General features: G+C 36.2%; 23 protein-coding genes. 8 read left to right on the top strand and 15 right to left on the bottom strand.

Annotated features, from left to right (window positions below; translation table 11 throughout):
- The first annotated feature begins 9 nt into the window (after positions 1-9).
- On the top strand, positions 10-483 hold the full coding sequence (locus RCG20_RS16650) for a hypothetical protein (protein ID WP_308181230.1): 474 nt from the start codon (positions 10-12) through the stop codon (positions 481-483).
- A 172-nt stretch (positions 484-655) separates the two neighbouring features.
- Here the strand turns inward: RCG20_RS16650 and RCG20_RS16645 are convergent, their stop codons facing one another.
- Complete coding sequence (locus tag RCG20_RS16645) at positions 656-865, bottom strand: hypothetical protein (RefSeq protein WP_308181229.1); 210 nt, start codon at positions 863-865, stop codon at positions 656-658.
- A gap of 172 nt (positions 866-1,037) precedes the next feature.
- Here RCG20_RS16645 and RCG20_RS16640 point away from each other — a divergent pair, with 172 nt between their 5' ends.
- Complete coding sequence (locus RCG20_RS16640; protein WP_308181228.1) at positions 1,038-3,329, top strand: UvrD-helicase domain-containing protein; 2,292 nt, start codon at positions 1,038-1,040, stop codon at positions 3,327-3,329.
- 140 nt (positions 3,330-3,469) lie between these two features.
- On the opposite strand, the gene RCG20_RS16635 is transcribed toward RCG20_RS16640, so the two are convergent.
- From RCG20_RS16635 to RCG20_RS16610, 6 genes are all read right to left on the bottom strand, one after another.
- Positions 3,470-3,724, bottom strand: coding sequence for a sporulation-specific transcription regulator SpoVIF (locus tag RCG20_RS16635; protein WP_308181227.1), 255 nt, complete (start codon positions 3,722-3,724; stop codon positions 3,470-3,472).
- A 207-nt stretch (positions 3,725-3,931) separates the two neighbouring features.
- Entirely contained in the window at positions 3,932-4,051 is a 120-nt protein-coding gene (locus RCG20_RS16630; protein WP_308181226.1) for a YjcZ family sporulation protein, read from the bottom strand.
- A gap of 91 nt (positions 4,052-4,142) precedes the next feature.
- A complete protein-coding gene (gene spoVAE, locus RCG20_RS16625) occupies positions 4,143-4,499 on the bottom strand; it encodes a stage V sporulation protein AE (protein ID WP_308181225.1) in 357 nt (118 codons plus the stop codon).
- A gap of 4 nt (positions 4,500-4,503) precedes the next feature.
- Positions 4,504-5,529: a stage V sporulation protein AD gene (gene spoVAD / locus RCG20_RS16620; RefSeq protein WP_308181224.1), complete on the bottom strand. Its 1,026-nt coding sequence runs from the start codon at positions 5,527-5,529 to the stop codon at positions 4,504-4,506.
- The gene (gene spoVAC / locus RCG20_RS16615; RefSeq protein ID WP_308181223.1) at positions 5,530-6,006 is read right to left on the bottom strand and encodes a stage V sporulation protein AC; all 477 of its coding nucleotides are present in this window, start codon (positions 6,004-6,006) and stop codon (positions 5,530-5,532) included.
- Between the two features lie 16 nt (positions 6,007-6,022).
- Positions 6,023-6,496, bottom strand: a complete 474-nt coding sequence (locus tag RCG20_RS16610; RefSeq protein ID WP_308181222.1) for a sporulation protein — start codon at positions 6,494-6,496, stop codon at positions 6,023-6,025.
- 270 nt (positions 6,497-6,766) lie between these two features.
- On the opposite strand from RCG20_RS16610, the gene RCG20_RS16605 reads away from it, so the two are divergent.
- Positions 6,767-7,237, top strand: coding sequence for a CotY/CotZ family spore coat protein (locus tag RCG20_RS16605; RefSeq protein WP_308181221.1), 471 nt, complete (start codon positions 6,767-6,769; stop codon positions 7,235-7,237).
- Positions 7,238-7,277: 40 nt separating this feature from the next.
- Here the strand turns inward: RCG20_RS16605 and RCG20_RS16600 are convergent, their stop codons facing one another.
- A complete protein-coding gene (locus RCG20_RS16600) occupies positions 7,278-7,925 on the bottom strand; it encodes a CotO family spore coat protein (RefSeq protein WP_308181220.1) in 648 nt (215 codons plus the stop codon).
- A 113-nt stretch (positions 7,926-8,038) separates the two neighbouring features.
- Positions 8,039-8,809, bottom strand: a complete 771-nt coding sequence (gene fabI, locus RCG20_RS16595) for an enoyl-ACP reductase FabI (RefSeq protein WP_308181219.1) — start codon at positions 8,807-8,809, stop codon at positions 8,039-8,041.
- Between the two features lie 420 nt (positions 8,810-9,229).
- Here fabI and prpE point away from each other — a divergent pair, with 420 nt between their 5' ends.
- A complete protein-coding gene (gene prpE / locus RCG20_RS16590; protein ID WP_308181218.1) occupies positions 9,230-9,967 on the top strand; it encodes a bis(5'-nucleosyl)-tetraphosphatase PrpE in 738 nt (245 codons plus the stop codon).
- A 337-nt stretch (positions 9,968-10,304) separates the two neighbouring features.
- Here the strand turns inward: prpE and RCG20_RS16585 are convergent, their stop codons facing one another.
- From RCG20_RS16585 to RCG20_RS16570, 4 genes are all read right to left on the bottom strand, one after another.
- On the bottom strand, positions 10,305-11,207 hold the full coding sequence (locus tag RCG20_RS16585) for an RluA family pseudouridine synthase (protein ID WP_308181217.1): 903 nt from the start codon (positions 11,205-11,207) through the stop codon (positions 10,305-10,307).
- A gap of 176 nt (positions 11,208-11,383) precedes the next feature.
- Positions 11,384-12,184: an NAD kinase gene (locus RCG20_RS16580; protein ID WP_308181216.1), complete on the bottom strand. Its 801-nt coding sequence runs from the start codon at positions 12,182-12,184 to the stop codon at positions 11,384-11,386.
- A 45-nt stretch (positions 12,185-12,229) separates the two neighbouring features.
- A complete protein-coding gene (locus RCG20_RS16575) occupies positions 12,230-12,868 on the bottom strand; it encodes a GTP diphosphokinase (RefSeq protein WP_308181215.1) in 639 nt (212 codons plus the stop codon).
- Positions 12,869-12,883: 15 nt separating this feature from the next.
- Positions 12,884-13,255: a UPF0738 family protein gene (locus RCG20_RS16570; RefSeq protein ID WP_308181214.1), complete on the bottom strand. Its 372-nt coding sequence runs from the start codon at positions 13,253-13,255 to the stop codon at positions 12,884-12,886.
- A gap of 106 nt (positions 13,256-13,361) precedes the next feature.
- Between RCG20_RS16570 and RCG20_RS16565 the strand changes: the two genes are divergently transcribed.
- The 4 genes from RCG20_RS16565 (at position 13,362) to RCG20_RS16550 (ending at position 16,268) form a co-directional block, all read left to right on the top strand.
- Positions 13,362-13,958 (top strand): CYTH domain-containing protein, encoded by a 597-nt coding sequence (locus RCG20_RS16565; protein WP_308181213.1) that lies wholly within the window; start codon positions 13,362-13,364, stop codon positions 13,956-13,958.
- A gap of 121 nt (positions 13,959-14,079) precedes the next feature.
- On the top strand, positions 14,080-14,670 hold the full coding sequence (locus RCG20_RS16560; RefSeq protein WP_308181212.1) for a lytic transglycosylase domain-containing protein: 591 nt from the start codon (positions 14,080-14,082) through the stop codon (positions 14,668-14,670).
- A 321-nt stretch (positions 14,671-14,991) separates the two neighbouring features.
- Entirely contained in the window at positions 14,992-15,402 is a 411-nt protein-coding gene (locus RCG20_RS16555) for a globin domain-containing protein (RefSeq protein WP_308181211.1), read from the top strand.
- Entirely contained in the window at positions 15,399-16,268 is an 870-nt protein-coding gene (locus RCG20_RS16550) for a ClpXP adapter SpxH family protein (protein WP_308181210.1), read from the top strand. Before RCG20_RS16555 ends, RCG20_RS16550 begins: the two co-directional genes overlap by 4 nt.
- Positions 16,269-16,878: 610 nt before the next feature.
- Here the strand turns inward: RCG20_RS16550 and pepF are convergent.
- Together pepF and RCG20_RS16540 are read right to left on the bottom strand one after the other, a co-directional pair.
- Positions 16,879-18,696, bottom strand: a complete 1,818-nt coding sequence (gene pepF, locus RCG20_RS16545; protein WP_308181209.1) for an oligoendopeptidase F — start codon at positions 18,694-18,696, stop codon at positions 16,879-16,881.
- Between the two features lie 141 nt (positions 18,697-18,837).
- Positions 18,838-20,016 carry a competence protein CoiA gene (locus RCG20_RS16540; RefSeq protein ID WP_308181208.1) on the bottom strand — a complete coding sequence of 393 codons (1,179 nt, stop codon included), beginning with the start codon at positions 20,014-20,016 and terminating at the stop codon, positions 18,838-18,840.
- Positions 20,017-20,135 lie beyond the last annotated feature (119 nt).

Here is a 20,135-nt window from a genome sequence, read left to right as displayed (position 1 = left end):
GGAGAAAATTTGAAAAAGAAATTATTAATATTTTTACCTCTCGTTCTACTATTATTTGCGGGATGCAGTTCTAATGGCACCAACTTATATGCTTTTGATAGTTCAATAGTAAAAAAACAAGTCAAAGACTATGGATTCCAACCTAAATTGCCAACAAAATTACCATTCGAAAATGTGAAAGCATCAACTGATTCACCTCCAATCCAAGCAGATATAAAAATGTTTGATTTTTTTACCTATGGGAAAGGAAATAACAATCACTTGGACCTTTTGATAATAGAAGGTAAAGAAGGTTATTCTAATGCAAAATCTGAAGAAGTCAAAATTGGAGAAAGAAAAGGACAATATTATGCAAGTAAAGAAAAACAAATTTTAAGATGGAAAGAAAGAGATTTAGAATATACTTTAACATATTATACCGAACAATCTAATAAGAAATTGTCCAAAGCGGATTTAATCGAGACCGCTAAATCATTTAAATAGATAAAGCAAACATATGCTTCAAAGTAAAACCACTTGGAATAACCCAAGTGGTTTTACTATTGTTGTTTAACCTTTCATTTATGTTTCTAAAACTTATGCCATTTACGGATGTAATTCCACTTTTTCTCCAGGCTTTCGGAACTACTTGCCCATTTGTGCTATTTTTAGCTTGTTAAATTCTTTTATCAATAAACCTCCCCTTCCCCGTGATTTCAGGAAAGGATTTTATATTTACTCTTTCTTGGGTCGTTTTTTCTTGTAGTAACGAAGACCGGTTCGTTCTGGGAACCTGTGTAATTTGATAAAAATTATAGTTACTCTTTATATCCCTCATTTGATATTGAGCATTCTGTTCATGAGGGATTGGTAAAATATACCCCATATTTAACCCTCCCTTTTCAATTCATTCTTCAGACTGAAGCGAAAAAGAATCCTTTTAGAAGATAGATTGTTTTGTTATGATAGAACAAGTCTTGTTTATAAATAGACTTGAAAAATTCAATTGTAGTTTCATTACTTACCAAATCCTTCTACAAAAAAAAGAGGAATCCTACATGAAAACTGTAATTTACCAAAATAAATTAGTTAATCTTGAACAAATGCCAAGAGATCAATATCAAAAAATGTACACTGCTGGAAAAAACGAGGAGCTATCTTGTCCCGAATGTAAAGAAAGTGTACGTCTTCATCTTGGCATTACCAAAAAACCTCACTTCTTTCACGCACGTACACCGGAAAAAATCTGCCACACTTCAATAGAACCAATTTTAGAAAAGGTTGAACAACACTTTACAGAGCAAAATGGTTTTCGAATTCCTCAAGGAAGAACGATAACCGAAGTCCCAAAAAGCGCTGACCTTTTTAAGGAAACGAAGTACATTGAAACAAGCATTCCTTTTAAAGAGAAGGCTTGTTTCAATTTAGTCCATGACCAAAGCTATTTGCAACATCTAACTGAAAATGGTGTTCAATTGGATACTACACAAGCAGCTGCTGTGAAGGAAACGGAAGGTTCTTTATTAGTTCTAGCTGGAGCTGGAAGTGGAAAAACACGGGTTCTAACAGCAAGAACTGCCTATATGCTTAAAGAAAAAAATATAGATCCAAAATCGATGATGCTTGTAACCTTTACTTCCAAGGCTGCTACCGAAATGAAAGCTAGATTGCTATCCTACCCGCAAATGGATAGAGGAAAAATCAATCAACTGATCACCGGTACATTTCATAGTATTTTTTACCGGATGCTTTTATTCCACCAACCACAAAAATGGGCATCAGAAAAATTACTGAAAAAGGAATGGCAACGGAGTCAAATTTTAAAAAATGCTGGGAAAGAGCTGAATTTGTCTGAAAAGGAATTTGCTTATGATTTAGCCCTCCAACAAATTGGCTTTTGGAAAAACTCTCTTTTGAGACCTAATGAAGTAAAACCAGAATCTGAATGGGAAGAAAAAACAGCATTTTTGTACAAAAGATATGAAGAATTCAAGACCAACGAAGGTCTTTTTGATTTTGATGATATGCTCATTGGCTGCCATCAATTGTTTACCTCTACCCCAGCCTTACTTGAGCAATATCAAAATCGGTTTCACTATTTTTTAATTGATGAATTCCAAGATATCAATAAGGTGCAATACGAACTGATTAAGCTTTTTTCAGAAAAAAATAAGAATGTTTGCGCCGTTGGAGATGACGACCAATCGATCTATTCCTTTAGAGGAAGTGACCCTAGCTTTTTGCTGGAATTTGAAAAAGATTTTCCGACTGCATTGGTCATCACACTTGATCAAAATTATCGTTCTACACATGAAATTATTACAAGTGCGAATCAAGTCATTACAGCTAATAAACTGAGAAGACTAAAAAAAATGAAGGCGCAGTTTACAGGGAATCATCAACCTCTCCTCTTTTTCCCGTACGATGAGGAGGAAGAGGCAACCATGATCGTAACAGATTTACAAGAAAGGATTGCAAATGGAGCAGATCCCTCCGACTTTGCTATCTTATACCGAACAAATGCTAGTTCAAGAGCCATTTTCGAAAGATTGGCAAGCTCCAATCTTCCTTTTAAAATTGACCAGGATACAGAAGGCTTTTATGACAGGCATATTGTGAGAAGCCTCCTTTCATTTTTAAAAATTAGTCTAAATGAAGATAACCAGGCAGCACTATCAGATGTTTTGCCTACTTTATTTTTAAAACAATCTGCATTACAGGATGTAAAAGCACTGAGCATTCTTCATGATTGCAGTTACCTTGGGGCGCTCCTACATCTTAAAACCAATCATTCATTTCAGGAAAAGAAATTAAAAAAAGCAGTCCAATTAATCCGTTCATTAAAACATTTAAAACCCTTCAATGCTATTGAAACAATCGAAAAAGAAATCGGGTTCCTTGATTTCTTGAAAAAAAGAGGCAATGAAGCAAGTAAACTTGAGCGAGGTTCAGATGATCTTAGGGATCTAAAGGTTGCAGCGAATGCCTTTGATTCACTTGAGGCCCTTCTCATGCATGCCGAGCATATGTCAGCAATGATTAAAGAAGTAAAAAAACTAGGCAAGCATTTTAACAATGCTATTGCTCTAAGTACTATTCACCGTGCTAAGGGTTTAGAGTATTCTTCGGTATATATTTTAGGGGTAGTGGACGGGAGCCTTCCACATGATTTTGCATTAGATAGTTATCGAAATGGAGATTTTGCTCCCCTTGAGGAAGAAAGAAGACTCCTATATGTTGCTATTACAAGGGCAAAAAAACAGCTCTTTCTTTCTGTCCTGCAGAATAGGAGAGGGAAAAAATCTCATAGTTCAAGATTCCTCACTCCCTTAAAAAAGAATATCAAATAAGAGAAACCGGGCATTGCTCGGTTTTTTTGTCCCTAGGGTATCATTGACCTCCATTGATGGTGCTTTTTTGCCGCTTCACGATCACAAAGCTACCTAAAGAAAAAAACCTATCCCGAATAACCGGAAATAGGTCTTCATTTCTACTTTTTATTCATCATTTTAGCAATTGTATTGAAATCAAGCTGTTTTCCATCATTGATGATGGATTGAACAATTTTATCTTCAGTTTCTTTATTTACCGGCTTATTAGCAATTTGTGAAACTCTCCGAATTACACTGCGCACTGTTTTTTCATCTTTGAAGTTTGCATTTTGTAATGAATTTGCTAATTCAAAAATATCTTGCATATTAACGCCAGTTTTCTTTTCAAGGTTCTTGAAAAAATCATTATTCATCTTGAATTCACGCTCCTTCATAAACTACTTTATTGTATGAAGGAGGGCGCAAAGTGTGCAGAACTGAAGTAACCTTGAATTTCTAAGGAGATGAAGCTGGGCGCGGATCCATTCATTTAAGGTTATCCACAGATAAATAATTTTTTCCTAATCAAAAACAAAAAGGGTAGACCATTTCTGGTCAACCCCACTAAAATTCGACGCCTATTAAATGAAGCTTGCTCCGACAATGATTAACAAAATGAACAATACTACGATTAATACAAATGTGGAGCCCATTCCAAAGCCTCCGCCACCATATCCATATCCACCATATCCGCAGAACATAATTAGTCACCTCACTTTTGTTATCTCATAAATAACATATGAAACAAGGCTTAAAAGTGTATAGGCAACCATCTAATGCTTTTTCAACTAATTATCCTTTTGGCTTAAATATGAGCGCACCAATAAATCCAAATATGATTGCTGCAGATATTCCAGAGCTTGTTACCTCAAACATTCCAGTTAATACTCCAACGATTCCATGTAATTCCGCTTCTTGTAATGCTCCATGAACAAGGGAATTCCCAAAGCTTGTGATCGGGATTGTTGCTCCAGCTCCTGCAAAATCTATTAATGGTTCGTATAAGCCGAACCCATCCAATACAGCTCCGACTACCACCAATAAACTTAATGTATGCCCTGGAGTCAATTTTGCTACATCAAATAATAGCTGGCCGATTACACAAATGATTCCTCCTATAACAAATGCCCAAAAAAACATCGCTAACATTTGATCACCCCTTTTCACCATCCATCTCAATTGCTACAGCATGAGCAATACATGGGATACTCTCATTTTGCTGAAAGGTTAAGGGAGACAATAAAGCGCCTGTTGCAACAACAAGAATTCGTTTATAAACACCCTTTTTCATTTGATTTAATAAATGACCATATAAGACCGTTGCAGAACAACCTGCCCCACTTCCACCTGATTGAACGGGTTGATCCTCTTTGTATATTAGTAAACCACAATCCTGAAATTTACTTTTTTCTATCTTTAGTCCACTTTTTTGAAGAACCTCATATGCCGCTTCATTACCAATCCTGCCAAGGTCACCTGTAATAATTAAATCGTAATAAGAAGGATCCAATTGCAAATCACGAAAATGTGCCATTATGGTGTCTGCAGCAGCTGGTGCCATTGCACCTCCCATATTAAAAGGATCCGTGAGACCCATATCAATGACTTTTCCAATTGTAGCGCTTGTTGTTACTGGATTTTTAAGTGATGCGTCATTCGGACAGACAAGGGCCACACCTGCGCCTGTAACAGTCCATTGTGCTGTTGGAGGCTTTTGACCACCATATTCTGTTGGGTAGCGAAATTGTTTTTCAACGGCTGCATTATGGCTTGAAGCCCCAGTTAATATGTAATTAGCTCCTTGGTAATTTACAACAAAGGATGCCAACGCTAATCCCTCCATAGAGGTAGCACAGGCACTAAACAAACCAAAACAGGGAATTTGCATTGTTCTAGCTGAAAAATTAGTTGGGGTAATTTGATTGATCAAGTCTCCTGCCATGATAAATTGAACCTTTTCCTTTAGCACATTTGCTTTTGTTAATGCAGTCTTCATCGCTTCCTCAACCATAGCTCTATGTGCCTTTTCGTACGTTTCCATTCCCATCCATAAATCTTCATGAAGTAAATCAAAGTCCCTCGCTAGGTTTCCATTCGCTTCAAACGGTCCCCCCGTTACACCAGTTGCGGCAATCATTGGCCGGTTTTGAAATATCCAAGATTGATGCCCTTTTAACAATTACAAAACCCCCCATAAGCCCAGTAATGTTTTAATTAATGCCACAACAAAGGCTGAAAAAACACCAAAGAGGATAACTGATCCGGCAAGCTTAAACATGTTGCCTCCTACCCCTAACACAAACCCTTCTGTACGATGCTCGATTGCTGCAGATATCACAGCATTCCCGAACCCTGTTACAGGGACAGCACTGCCTGCTCCACCAAATTGTCCAATTCGATCATATATACCAAATCCAGTTAGTAGCATCGATATAAATACCATTGTTGCCACAGTAGGATTCCCTGCAGTTTTCTCTGTAAAATTAAAAAAATAAATATAAAAATAACTAATTGCCTGCCCGACAACACAAAAAAGTCCACCTACCAAAAATGCTTTAAGGCAATTTTTTAAGACCGGGCGTTTAAGCTCAATCTTTTGCTGTAATTTTTGATAACTTTGCTGTTGGGGAGTCATATTTTTTTGTTTACTAGCCATAAAACTGCCTCTTTTCTTAAGTCATTTCATTTGTCATTTTTATTATCTGCTTAAGTCGTGTTTCTGCCTTTTTATCTGAATAGTTCTTTGACTTGATCCGTTCATTTAGCTTAACCGCTTCAAGAAAAATCTTGTAATCACTCGACACTGTGAAATTTTCCTTAGGGTACTTCTTCTCTAGCATTTTGTTCATCTTTTTCTCAATTGCCTTCATCTTGAATCTGTGCAAATGCTTTACTTTGTATGCAACAAGGATATCTTTCTTGCCCTTTATTACTGCTACATCATAAAGCTCCGGTAGTGAGCTAATATCTTCTTTAACTTGCTCAACATCATTGCCTCCAGGTTGATTTTTATCAATGGCAACGGCTGAAGGATTGATCGTTTTTACTATCGCTAATTTGCTCACATCTTTTTGTTCAGAGTGCTCGCATCCTGTAGCTAGGATACCCAAGCAACAAAACATCAATAATCCATATTTTTTTCTCATTTTCCATCTTCCTGTTCTAGTTATAATCTGCATTTCTTTATTTTTCACAATGAGGTGCTTTTTATGCAAAATAGGAACTTGTCCTTAAAAAAGGAACTTCAAGTTCTAGACTTTATGTTTGCAAGCTGCTCAATTAGCAAAAATAAGCAGATTACGCCCTTATACGTATGTATCTTAATCGAATAGTCACTTACCCACACAAAAAAAACATCATTCCATATCTTAATAGGGACAATTCATTCAAAATAAAATAAGGAGATGGAAAAATTAATGGCGTGTGGTCACAAAGTAAGTCATAAAGATCAATGTGTATGTACAGTGTTAAGGGCAATCGCAGATGCACAAGACCAAGTATCCCCTGTTACAAGTGGCTGTGACATCAGCTGCGAAAGATCTATCCAAGAATTGTTAAGTGGGGTTTCCCCGGCTACAACAGCTCCTAACACGATTCCAGTCATTCTTTATTGTGGCTGTGATCCTTTTCTTGGAACTGGTGTTGCGATAGTAGATAACAAATTCGAATGTGTAGAAACATTTATTTTCAGAGTAACTTCAGTGGATGGTAATTGTTGCGCAGTCATAGAATTACTAGAAATTGCGGGGGCTCATGGCTGCCCAACAAGTCCTTGTGATCAACTTGGTGGTATAAATATTTCTCATCTTAAAAGAACAGGAATTTGTATCACCATTGATTTGAACTGTTTCTGTGCTATTACTTGTTTGGAGCCTGTCACACTTTAATTTTAAAAAAGTGGCTTACCTGATATGGTAAGCCACTTTTTTATATGCCAATCATTCTTATATCCATAAGGGAATGCAATGGCAGTCTTATTGGATCTTTTCCTTCAATCTGCATAACCTGTAAAAAATTATCCTTGTTTGAAAGAAAATATCCGGTATATTTCTTATCAGTCATGATAAATTCAAAAAGAATTTTTACCGTGGTCATGGGGATTGCTGTTAAATATCTTACTTTATCTTCAAATCCCTGTTCATTAAATGGAACTCTTTTTTGGGGAGCTTGTGCTTCATTTTTTTCTTCTGTACGGTTATGGACATACACGCTCGAATCCATTGGTTGCACATAGTCAGAGTCTCGTACCTCAGAATTCTTATTAATAAATTCGGGATGATATTCTCCCTTTACGATATTACTTTCATTTACACTATTTTGAATCCCTATTTCTTCTTTTATTAGTTTATTTTCGGAATTACTCTTATCCAATTTTTCCTGTTCTTCTCCTACTTTTTCCTCAAGGCCTTCTATAGTATTCTTTTCTTCATCGTTAGTTTCTTTTTTTCTCTTGATCGGTTCTCTTTTATCCCAAAACCTGAAGTCAGATTGCATTTTTGCCTTTGGAGACTTCATCTGAGGTTGTTGTATATATAATAAAGGAAAAAAATAGGTTTTTTCCAAGCTCTTATTCATTAAAATATCCCCTCCTTCAAACATCCATATATGATATGAATGTAGTAGGCTGGAAGTTACGATTGATCGTAAGGCAAAGAAAAACCCGCCTCATAACGAAGCGGGTTTTAACCTTATAGAATATGGTATCCGGAATCAACGTGAATATTTTCTCCTGTGATTCCACGTGAAAGATCACTGAATAAGAATAATGCCGTATCACCGACTTCTTCTGGTGTAGTTGCTCGACGTAGTGGAGCTTTTTCTTCAAGTTCTCTTAAGCTCGCGTTAAAATCTCCTACTCCTTTTGCGGACAAGGTACGAATTGGTCCTGCAGAAATGGAGTTTACGCGGATGCCTTCTTTGCCTAAATCAGCAGCAAGATAACGAACACTTGCATCAAGTGATGCTTTAGCAACACCCATGACATTATAGTTCTTAATTACTTTCTCCCCACCTAAGTAGGTAAGTGTAACAATGCTTCCGCCCTCAGTCATTAGGCCGCGTGCTTCCTTCGTGACTGCTGTTAAAGAATATGAGCTAATATTTTGAGCAAGTAAGAATCCATCACGAGTTGTATTCAGATATTCACCCTGAAGCTCTTCCTTATTCGCAAAAGCAATACAGTGTGCTACTCCATGGATCACACTAGCTTCATCTTTAATCGTTGCAAAACATTTTGCAATTTCCTCATCATTTGTTACATCACATGGTAATACTAGTGTATTTTCAGCTTCAAGTGAATCGGCAAGTTCGCGAACACTGCTCTCAAGTCTTTCACCAGCGTATGTGAAAATTAATCTTGCGCCTGCATTATGTAAAGAACGCGCAATTCCCCATGCAATACTACGTTTATTAGCAACACCCATTACGACATATGTTTTTCCAGCTAAAGAAAGAGTCATTTCTTAGCCCCCCTGTTATTACAAGTTATTAGTATCTGGTACTAATTTTACACCATTAACAAAAAAAAGAAAAGTTCAATTCTCATTATTCCATAAGTATGCCATTTTAGCAAAGCTTACCGAATTCAAGTTCTCGTTTCAATTCTTCTGCATATTTCTTTAAGCTCGTTACGATCAAGATCATTTAGTTGCATGTTGATCAAAATTTAGTCCTCTTTCGAAATTTGTAAAAGATTTTAGATTAACTACTACTAAATTACATCTTTTTAAGCAAAAATAAACTGACTAAGAAAAGCTTGGTGATTGGCCTATCGATGTTATACAAATATAAGGAGTCGTCGGACAAATCGGATAGCACCTGGAGCTAGAAAATTTCAAAAGACATATAAAATTTGATACTACAAAAAAGGGGGGCTCTCCTTGAATATTGACATAATTGGAGATCTTCATGGCTGTTTGAGAGAATTTCAAGACTTAACAGAAAAGCTTGGTTACAAATGGGATAGCGGAATTCCAATCCATGCTAATGAACGTGTACTTGGCTTTGTTGGCGATTTAACTGACCGTGGACCAGAATCTCTAAAAGTAATTGATATTATCTATAGACTTGTTGCTCAAAAAAAAGCATTTTACACTCCTGGTAATCACTGTAATAAATTGTATCGGTACTTCCTTGGAAACAAGGTATTAGTTGCCCATGGGCTTGAAACCACTGTTGCTGAATTTAAAGCGTTGGACAAAAAGAATCAACAGATCACTCGCCAAAAGTTTCTCGAGCTATATGAGACAGCACCAATCTATCTAACATTAGACAACCAAAAGCTTATCATCTCCCATGCGGGAATAAAAAATGAGTATATTGGAAGGACCGATTCAAAGGTTAAATCATTTGTTCTTTACGGAGATATAACTGGTGAAAAGCACCCTGATGGGTCACCAGTCCGGCGAGATTGGGCCAAAGAATACAATGGTGATGCTTGTATAGTTTATGGTCATACCCCCGTCAAAGAAGCACGAATCATCAACAATACGTATAATGTTGATACCGGGGCTGTTTTTGGTGGAAAACTAACTGCATTGAGATATCCTGAAATGGACATTGTTTCCGTTCCATCTACGATGCCGTATATTGAAGAAAAATTTAAGGATTTTGCTTAAAAAATAGGTTTCGCTGATATATCGAAGGTTTTCGCCGATATACCCAGGTTTTCGCCGATATACCCAGGGTTTTCGCTGATATATTGGGTTTTTGACGGATATCAGATTTTTCGTGGATATATAAGTATTTTTTTGCTGAAATATCAGGGGTTTTCGCTGGATACCAGGTTTTTCGCTGATATATCCATCTTTTCGCCGATATACCCAGGTTTTCCGCTGATATATTGGAGTTTTTCGCCGATATATTAGGTTTTCCCAGGCCATAAGCAGTTTTTTCTCGGTTCAGCACCCTATATGTGTGGAATTCAAAAACAAACAAAGCTGACCATTCGATTGGTCAGCTTTGTTTTAATAAAACATCATTCATGTCCCGAGGAAGCGGCACCGAAAACGTCATTTCTTGCTTCAAAAATGGGTGGGGAAATGTGATCTGCCTACAATGCAATGCCTGACGATTGATAATAGAGGTATTCCCCCCATAAAGATCATCTCCAAGCAATGGATGTCCCAAAAATGACATGTGGACTCTTATCTGATGTGTTCTGCCTGTTTCGAGCTGTAGCTGGATATGGGTAAAGGTATCAAATCTTGCGAGTACCTGAAAATGGGTGCAGGCATATTGTCCATCTGCACGTACTTCCCGCTCAATGATACTATCATCTTTTCTTCCGATTGGCTCTTTAATGGTACCGTTATTTTCTGCAATATGCATGCTAGCAAACGCCTCATACGTTCTTTTCACACCACCACTTTTTTGCTGCTTACTAAATAAATGATGGACATGGCGATGTTTCGCAATTAACACGATCCCAGAAGTATTCCTGTCAAGACGGGTTACAATATGGGACGTGGCTTCAGTTCCAATTGTTTGATAATATCTTACAAGTGCATTTGCGAGACTTCCAGAAGGATGTTCTCTAGAAGGGATAGTGTTCATTCCTGCCGGCTTGTTCACTACCAGCAAATAATTATCCTCATAGACAATATCTAATGGAATATCCTCACCTGGAATACCTTTACTCGGTATCTCAGACGGGAAAATCAATTTTAGAGAGTCCTCTTGCTGCAATTTATAACGAACATTTTCTTCCTTGTCATTAACAAGAATGGCCCCGCCTTTAAACTTAATATCCGTTAGAGCGGTCCGAGATATTTCTTGTTCTCTTAGATATTCTTTAATCAGCTTTCCCGAACTTTGTTGATCAATGACCCATTGAATACTAAAACGATTAGACATCATTTTTACCCCGTACAAAAAGTATATGGCGTTACCACCCAAACCATTTAAAATGAAGAATTTTCATAGTATTAAGCTGTGTAAGCAAAGCCGATCTTACTAATAGTTTAAATTCATACTACGAATAGAGTGGCCCGATTCTTTGGTGTATAACTCCGCCCCTTTTCTTCATAGAAAAATTAATCGGAATCCGATATAAACGAATCATGCACTCTCTTCCAGAAAGGGAATGGTCGAAACCTAGCAAATCGGATTTTTTCTTCTGGTACTCTAAATTGGATTGATTTTACATCATTATGCAACATCGTTAAATGATCAACGGTGACTTGAAAATCTGACCGATTAACTGGTTTAAGCATACACGTGTGATGTGCTGGAAGAATAAGTGGTGAACCAACCGTTCGAAACACACGGTTATTAAGAGAAGCCATCTCAGCCACTTGAATAGCTGGTATAGACGGGTGGATAATTGCTCCTCCAAGGGCTTTGTTATATGCTGTACTACCCGATGGGGTTGACACACAAAGACCGTCACCGCGAAACCTTTCAAAATGGTCACCGCGAATTTCCAAATCCATAACTGTGGTACCTTCAATACTTTTTACAGTTGATTCATTTAAAGCAAGGTACCTTGCTTCCTTCCCGCCATGTCGGTAGCGAATAAGGACTTCTAACAGAGGGTATTCCACCACCTGATAAGGAGTTTTTGCAATTGCAATCACAAGTTTTTCAATTTCATCCGGAGTCCAGTCTGCATAAAAACCTAAATGCCCCGTATGAACACCGACAAAGGATGTTTTATCTAACCGGCTGCTATAACGATGAAAAGCGTACAAGAGGGTGCCATCGCCGCCAACTGAAATAACAATATCAGGTTGATCCTCATCATATTCAAGTTCAAAGTCTTGTAAATACGTTCTCATCCTATGCATTAACGTATTTGACTTTTGGTCACCTTTTGATGTGATGGCAAATTTCATTTTTTGATTACCCCTCATATTAATCATCTGCATATACATCTTCCATTACTCTTTTTCATTTTGTTTTAATTCCTTTTTTCTTGTAAAAAATGCCTGGGCTTCTTGTATTTCACCACGAATTAACGACATTTCCTCATCCAAACGAAATGCTGCCTCAGCAGCCCTTTGCAATCTCATTTTAATATCGTTCGGAAATGCGCCTTTATATTTATAGTTTAGTGAATGTTCAATAGTTGCCCAGAAATTCATTGCAAGCGTCCGAATTTGGATTTCAACCAATATCTTCTTTTCTCCGTGAATCGTTTGGACAGGATAGCGAATCACAACATGGTAAGAGCGATAACCACTTGTTTTTTTATGGGAAATATAATCCCGTTCTTCAACAACCTCAAAGTCATTTCGCTGCCTTAACAAATCTACTACCGTATGGATATCATCAACAAATTGACACATCATGCGAAGTCCTGCAATATCTTGCATTTCTTCTTCCAATCGATCAAGCCTTATTCCCTTCTGATTCGCCTTATCAAGGATACTTGCAATTGGTTTCACTCTACCCGTAACAAATTCAATTGGTGATGGGCTCGAGTCTAATTCGAATTGACCGCGCATACCCTTTAACTTTATCTTTAGTTCATCAATGGCCTGTTTATATGGAGCTAAAAATTGATCCCAATGTTTCATTATAACACCCCAAACCTATAGATCAGAAATAAAAAGGGTTTCTACTTTCTCAACCATTTCCTCACCATAATTTCCATTTCCCTTAATATTGCTAATTAGATATTCCAATTCTTCTTTGAAATTTGTTAATTCAAGCTGATCCTCATTGAATGTTATAATTACCGGGAGGTTCTGCTTAATTACTTCTTTTAATGCTGGCCAAATTGCTTCTGGCAACACTAGATATGTATACTCATTTGCTTTCTCCAATAAATAGATAAATGAAAAATGATCGGAATCTGCAAGCATCTGCTCCCCTGGGATTAAACCTTTTATGGAGACATTCGCTTCTACCATTAATTTATTATTGATTACATCCGTTGAATTAATCGTTATACTTTTCTGCATTCTTATTAACCTCCATATTCACCTACCTATTTTAGCATAAATAACCCATTTTTCCCAATGGTTACAGTATGCGATAATGAAATTAGATATTTTCAGAAGGGAACGAATGATCTTGTCACAAAACATAGAAATTGAATTTAAAAACTTACTAATTAAAGAAGAATATGAAAGGTTAATCTCCTTTTTCTCACTACCAGAGGATGCCTTTTTCACCCAAGAAAATCATTACTTTGATACCTCTACTTTTGATCTTAAGGAACAAAATTCTGCTTTAAGGATTCGGCAAAAGGGGAATCATTTTGAAATGACATTAAAACAACCTGCTACGGACGGTTTATTGGAAACAAACCAAATTTTATCAAAAGAAGAAGCCTCTATTGCTTTTTCAAAAGGTATTCTACCTGTAGGAATGATCCAAAACCTGGTTTCAAAAATGGAAATTCCCTTTTCAAATTTAATGTATTTTGGGTCATTAACGACGAAGAGAGCAGAATTCAATTATGAAAATGGACTACTTGTTTTAGACTATAGTTCCTATTTAAATAAAGAGGATTATGAGGTAGAATATGAGGTAGAGAACTATCAGCGTGGCAAACAACTTTTTCTTCAATTCTTGAATCAACACGGGATTCCTCAAAGGGAAACGAAAAATAAAATAGTTCGATTTTACCTAGAAATGAAAAAGAATCTTGGACAGTCCTAGACGCCCTTCTATTTGATCTCTAATTGTTCAATGCCATGAATTCATACTTGATAATAATACTGTTAGGTTTTGTTACTAGATAAAAAATACAGATTAATGAACTAGATAGGGGAACTCTTCCATGAATATTGACAAGCTTAAAGTGATGCTGGAGCTAAAAGCGGTACAGACCTTTAGCACAACTTCCACTGATAACTCATCCATTTTTCAAGATCTATTAAGTGAATTAATGTCAAACAGTAATGTATCACAAACACTTAGTAATAATGTTAGTTCTCCTCTAACTTCAATTGCCAAAACAAGTTTACCACCAATATCTTTATTAAAAACAGACTCGTCTAATCTGGATAATATCATTAATAAAGCTTCCCAGGCTTATGATATTCCTGCTAAGTTAATCAAATCCGTAATCAAGCATGAATCAAACTTTAATCCAAATGCAGTTAGTAATGCTGGAGCTTCTGGGCTAATGCAGCTTATGCCCGAAACAGCCCGATCTTTAGGTGCAGAAAATCCTTTAGATCCTGAACAAAATATACTTGCTGGCAGCAAATACTTAAAACAAATGCTTGATAAATACGACAATAATATTAATCTTGCCTTAGCCGCCTATAATGCTGGACCTGGAAATGTTGATAAATACGGAGGAATACCTCCTTTTAAAGAAACTCAAAACTATGTTCGCAACATTACTAATTCATTTTATGGATGATTTTTCCACTACTCTTTACCACTTGTTTCTAGTAACAAGTGGTTTTTTTGTGCAATCTAATAAATGCAGCTATTTTCTAAGCTATTTATTTGAGATATGAAAAATGCATTGTTAAAATAAAGTTACAAAAGTATATAGCTTTTCATGAAGAATTGAATAGTTAATTGTTTTAAACCAATATAAGAAGGCGGTGCAAGCAAAGCTAATCTTTACCTAATTTGTGGTGAAAGTAGTAGGACTTTCATTTATCTTTGATAAATTGATTTGCTTTTGCAATGTTCCGACCTCTTCTTCGTACAAAAATATAAAGGGGTTATCAACATGGTCGAGAAAAAAACGACACCATTCGAGGTAGTTGGTGAAAAAAAACTGCAGCGAATTATCGATACTTTTTATGGACTGGTTGCAAAAGATCCTGACCTTGCACCGATATTTCCTAATGATTTATCTGAAGTTGCAAGGAAACAAAAGCAATTTTTAACCCAATATTTAGGCGGTCCTGCATTATATACTGAAGAACATGGCCATCCCATGATGAGAGCTCGTCATTCTCCTTTTCCAATCACGCCAACACGTGCAAAGGCGTGGTTATCGTGTATGGGTCAAGCAATGAATACGGTCGAGTTAGAGGGCACTGTTAGAGAGGATTTTTATTCGCGACTTGTGATGACTGCCCAATATATGATTAATACCCCAGATGACAAAGAAGAGTTGTCAGGTGAGGATTCGTGAGTAAGCATGAACATTTGTTTTCGGCCCATCATTGTCACGGAAGTGATAAAAAACCAATTGAAATCTACTTTTTTGTTGACCCTATCTGTCCCGAATGCTGGGCACTCGAACCCATTTTAAAAAAGCTAAAAATCGAATACGGGCAGTATTTTTCCATCAAACATATATTAAGTGGAAAACTTGCGAATTTAAACGTTAGCAAGAAAAAAAATTACGAAAACATCGCAATTCTATGGGAAAAAACAGCGAGTCGCACTGGCATGTCATGCGATGGAAACCTTTGGCTTGAGAACCCAATATCCTCTCCATATGTTGCTTCCATTGCGATAAAAGCAGCTGAATTACAAGGGAGAAGAGCAGGAATCAAATTTTTACGAAAGCTCCAGGAAGTACTTTTTTTAAAAAAGCAAAATATCTCAACAGTTGAGATATTAAAGGAATGTGCACAGAATGTTGGAATTGATGTGGAAGAGTTTATTTCAGATATACATTCGGATAGTGCTGCAAAAGCTTTTCAATGTGACTTGAAAATTACGGCTGAAATGGATGTACAGGAAATTCCAACACTCGTATTTTTCAATGAAAATGCCGAAGAAGAAGGGATTAAAATAACTGGGGTTTATTCATATGAGATTTATGTTCAGATTCTCGAGGAAATGCTTTCTGAGCCACCAAGCCGTTCGCCCCTTCCACCATTAGTAGAATTCATAAAATTCTTCCGGCTCGTTGGTTCACAAGAAATTGCCGTAGTCTATAACATGACTATTGCCCAAGTGGAGCGAGAAATGAAAAAATTACTTTTGAAGCAAATGGTTGAACAAATTAAGGCTAAACACGGTACATTTTGGAAGTATATTGAAGGTTAACACAGCTAGGACCATAATGGATCCTGGCTTTTTTCTTTTTCATTATGGATTTTTTCTGTTTTTATGGGGTTTTGGCAAGTTTTTTTGAATCTTTATTCTCTGATTAAATGAAAAAGGCCTTGCATCGCTGCAAGGCCTTTTCCTATTATACGAACAAAGGGGATGGGAGAAATTTTCACGGTCAAACAAAGGGGTATATGTTTGTTGTGAACAACTTCATGTATAGAATATATCATGGGAACAAATACCCTGACAATAAGTTTGTGTTTTATTTCACATTATTGTCATAATCATATAAGTGGTCTTTGGACAATACAATAAGAATGACTAAAGTCGAAAAGGTGGAGTACAGATCTTGAATAAATTTACTTTTCTTTTGATGATCCTTTTTATTTGTTGTTCCTTTTTCTTTCACATTCTAGCGTTAATGAAACTGTTCCCGTTACTAATTAGCATTCCACTATTGTTCATTTCTTTCTTCATTTTCTTTTCAGCAATCAATCATCGAAAACATTTTAAAGGGTTTTAAAAGGGATGGCTGCTTATTCGCAACCATCCCTTTTCATTATCTAGAGCCTCTTTGGCCTAAACAGAGCACCTACTCTTTTCCTTAAGATAAAAGCTGTTCCAATTCACTAAGTTTTTCTTCAAACACCTTACAAGCATTTTTAATTGGATCCGCACTCGCCATATCCACTCCAGCTTTCTTAAGGACCTCAATTGGGTAATCAGAGCTTCCAGAGCTTAAGAAGTCAATATAGCGTTTTACTGCAGGTTCACCCTCTTCTAAAATTTGTTTGCATAATGCGGTGGCTGCACTAAAGCCTGTTGCATATTGATAAACATAATAATTGTAATAAAAATGTGGAATTCTTGCCCATTCTAGACCAATTTCTTCATCAATGACAATATCCTCATCACCAAAATATTTTTTATTCAAGGCATAATATTCTTGGGTTAATAAATCGGCTGTTAAGGCCTCATTGTTTTGTAATTTTTGATGGATTAAATGCTCAAATTCAGCAAACATAGTCTGGCGGAATACAGTGCCCCTGAACCCCTCTAAATAATGATTCAATAAGAAGATTCGTTTTTGTTCATCATCAATCGTTTTAAGGAGATAATCATTAAGTAATGCTTCATTACATGTCGAAGCAACTTCTGCTACAAAGATAGAGTAGTTACCGTAAGCATATGGTTGATTTTTCCTTGTATAGTAACTATGAACTGAATGTCCAAATTCATGCGCTAATGTAAATAATGCATTTACATTATCTTGCCAGTTCAAAAGAATATATGGATTTGTGCCATACGAACCGGAGGAATAAGCTCCACTCCGTTTGCCTTTATTTTCATGAACATCTACCCAGCGATTGCTAAATCCTTCTTTTAACACGTTTAAATAGTCTTCACCTAATGGTGCAAGTCCTTTTAACACTAATTCCTTTGCTTCATCATATTTAATGTCCATTTTTACATCTTTAACAAGTGGCGTATACAAATCGTACATATGAAGTTCGTTCAGACCTAAGACTTTTTTTCGAAGCTTAATATATCGATGCAACAATGGTAGATTTTCATTTACCGTCTTAACAAGATTGTCATACACACTTTCAGGGATATTATCCGAAGCAAGTGCCGACTGTCTTGCAGATTCATAATTTCTAATCCTTGCATTGAAATTATCCTTCTTTACATTACCGCCAAGGGTGCTAGCAAATGTGTTACGGTATTTCCCATATGTCTCATAAACTGCTTTAAAAGAATCATGCCGTACTCGCTGATCGGAGCTTTCAAGAAAGCGAATAAATCGGCCATGAGTAATTTCAACTTCTTCCCCTTTTTCATCTTTAATGGAAGGGAACTCTATATCAGCATTGTTTAACATTCCAAAGGTATTGCTTGAAGCATTCATTACTTCGCTTGCATCCGCTAGTAATGCCTCTTGCTCAGCAGAAAGAATATGTGGTCTTTGAAGATTGATTTCTTCAAGAGCATGTTCATATAGCTTTAATTCTGATTTTTCCTTTAAAAAATTAGTAATCTTCGTTTCATCAATAGATAGGATTTCTGGGACGATAAATGCTAATTGACTAGCAGCTTGGGCATAAAGATTCTTCATTCTGTCATCTAAGCCTTGATAAAGTGAGTTTGTCGTATCTTGATCATATCTCATATGTGTATAGGCATAGAGTTTTCCGATTCTTTCAAGTAACTGATCTTGGAATGTAAGAGCCTCGTATAGCATATCCGCACTTTCTCCAAGATGTCCTTGAAATTTTTTCACATCTGGAAATTGACTTTTTACATCCTGAAATTCCTTTTCCCACGCTTCATCACTAGGAAATATATCTTCTAGCTTCCATGTTTCTTCTACAGGAATATCTTTTCGAGCAGGCAGGGTCTTTACAGTGGTTTCATTTGCCATTTTAATCCTCCATTCAACATTTCGTGTTTCGAAAAACTTATCTTTACTATATTCTTCATTTCCTTCTTTTTCCCTTTTAAAAATGAAGATATTCTTCTACTATTATACCCATTCGGCTATTTTCATTTCTCTTCTAAGGATTCAATTATTTTGTTGATAAAAATAATTTGCCATTTCTTCTTTTTCCCTATTGGTCATTGGGATTTTGATATTCCGGCGCACCAGAAAGGACCTACCTCCCTTACAATCCAATACCCCATGCTTTTCTAAGATGAATACATACTCCATTACAGCTTGAAAGGGACGAATGATAGAAATTTGTGGAAACCCTCGAGTTTGAATTTGGCCTTTGTTAATTCTATTTGTAAAACTCCTTTCTATTTCCTCGATAGTGATAAAATCCCCTATATTCTTTTTTCTAAATATATCAATATATAGATAAGCTTGCCAGATAAATGCTGGGGTTTGAATAAGCCACGAATGTAAAATGGGAAGGCCAATTTCAGGGGGCATTAAGAATAGGTTCATCCGAAGATTGTAAAGCGTACGAAGAAAGTACTTTTTTCCTGGACTTGGGTAGGCTGACCAATGTAACTGATAAACTTCCAATTTTTTTCTCCAAGCTTGGTCACTTAATTTTATGTTTACTTTTGGGTCTAATATGGAAGAAATCGTTAGTTTATCAAGGGATAGGGATAATGTTTGCCCGAACGCATTTTTCATTGAGAATGGGAAGATAGAATAGAGGAGGTGGAAATGCTTTTTGTCAGGGAAATAATACGGAAGGAAAAACTGACCATCCTTTGTTTTTCGCAAGAATAAATACTGGAAATTTGTTATGCTTACAGTTTCATTATCTTTTTTCTTATAATGGTTGCCTCCAAGTATCCATAATGGGGTATATCCATGCTTAAGATAATTTTCCGTTCTTTTTGTAAAAAGCTGTTCTGGAATACTTGAACATTGAAATTCTACAGCAAATTTATTTCCATTATATAAAAATAATATATCTGGTCGTTGCTGTATTTCTTTATCAAAGTATTCTAGTTCTGCCGCAATATTTTGCCCTTTTAACCACTGATAAAGCTGAAGTTTTCCTTTCATATGGTACTCTGTTTCGTTTTCATAAAATTCCCGGCAACTCCCACCCTTTTGATGGGCAAAATGATAAATTTTTTTATCGCCAATTTTTAGAGATACTTTTTCCTCGCAAACAGGGCAAAAGAATTCTTCCTTACTTCTTAAATACAATAGTGTTTCTTTTTTATATTTATAACCAAGACAAAGCTTTTTTCCGGTTTTTGTTTTTGCAGTAAGCATTTTTGTTCACCACCCTTTTGAATACTATATTTCGTTTTTTAACTGTAAAAGTCCTTTTAAAAATTCACTTTTTTCATATATATTTTATCGAAAAATACTTAGCTTTAAATTTAGAAAAG

The organism is Neobacillus sp. PS3-40 (genome assembly GCF_030915485.1).
Lineage (GTDB): Bacteria > Bacillota > Bacilli > Bacillales > Cytobacillaceae > JAUZPL01.
The sequence above is the reverse complement of the archived record's forward strand: the minus strand, read 5'-3'. Positions and strand labels throughout refer to the sequence as shown.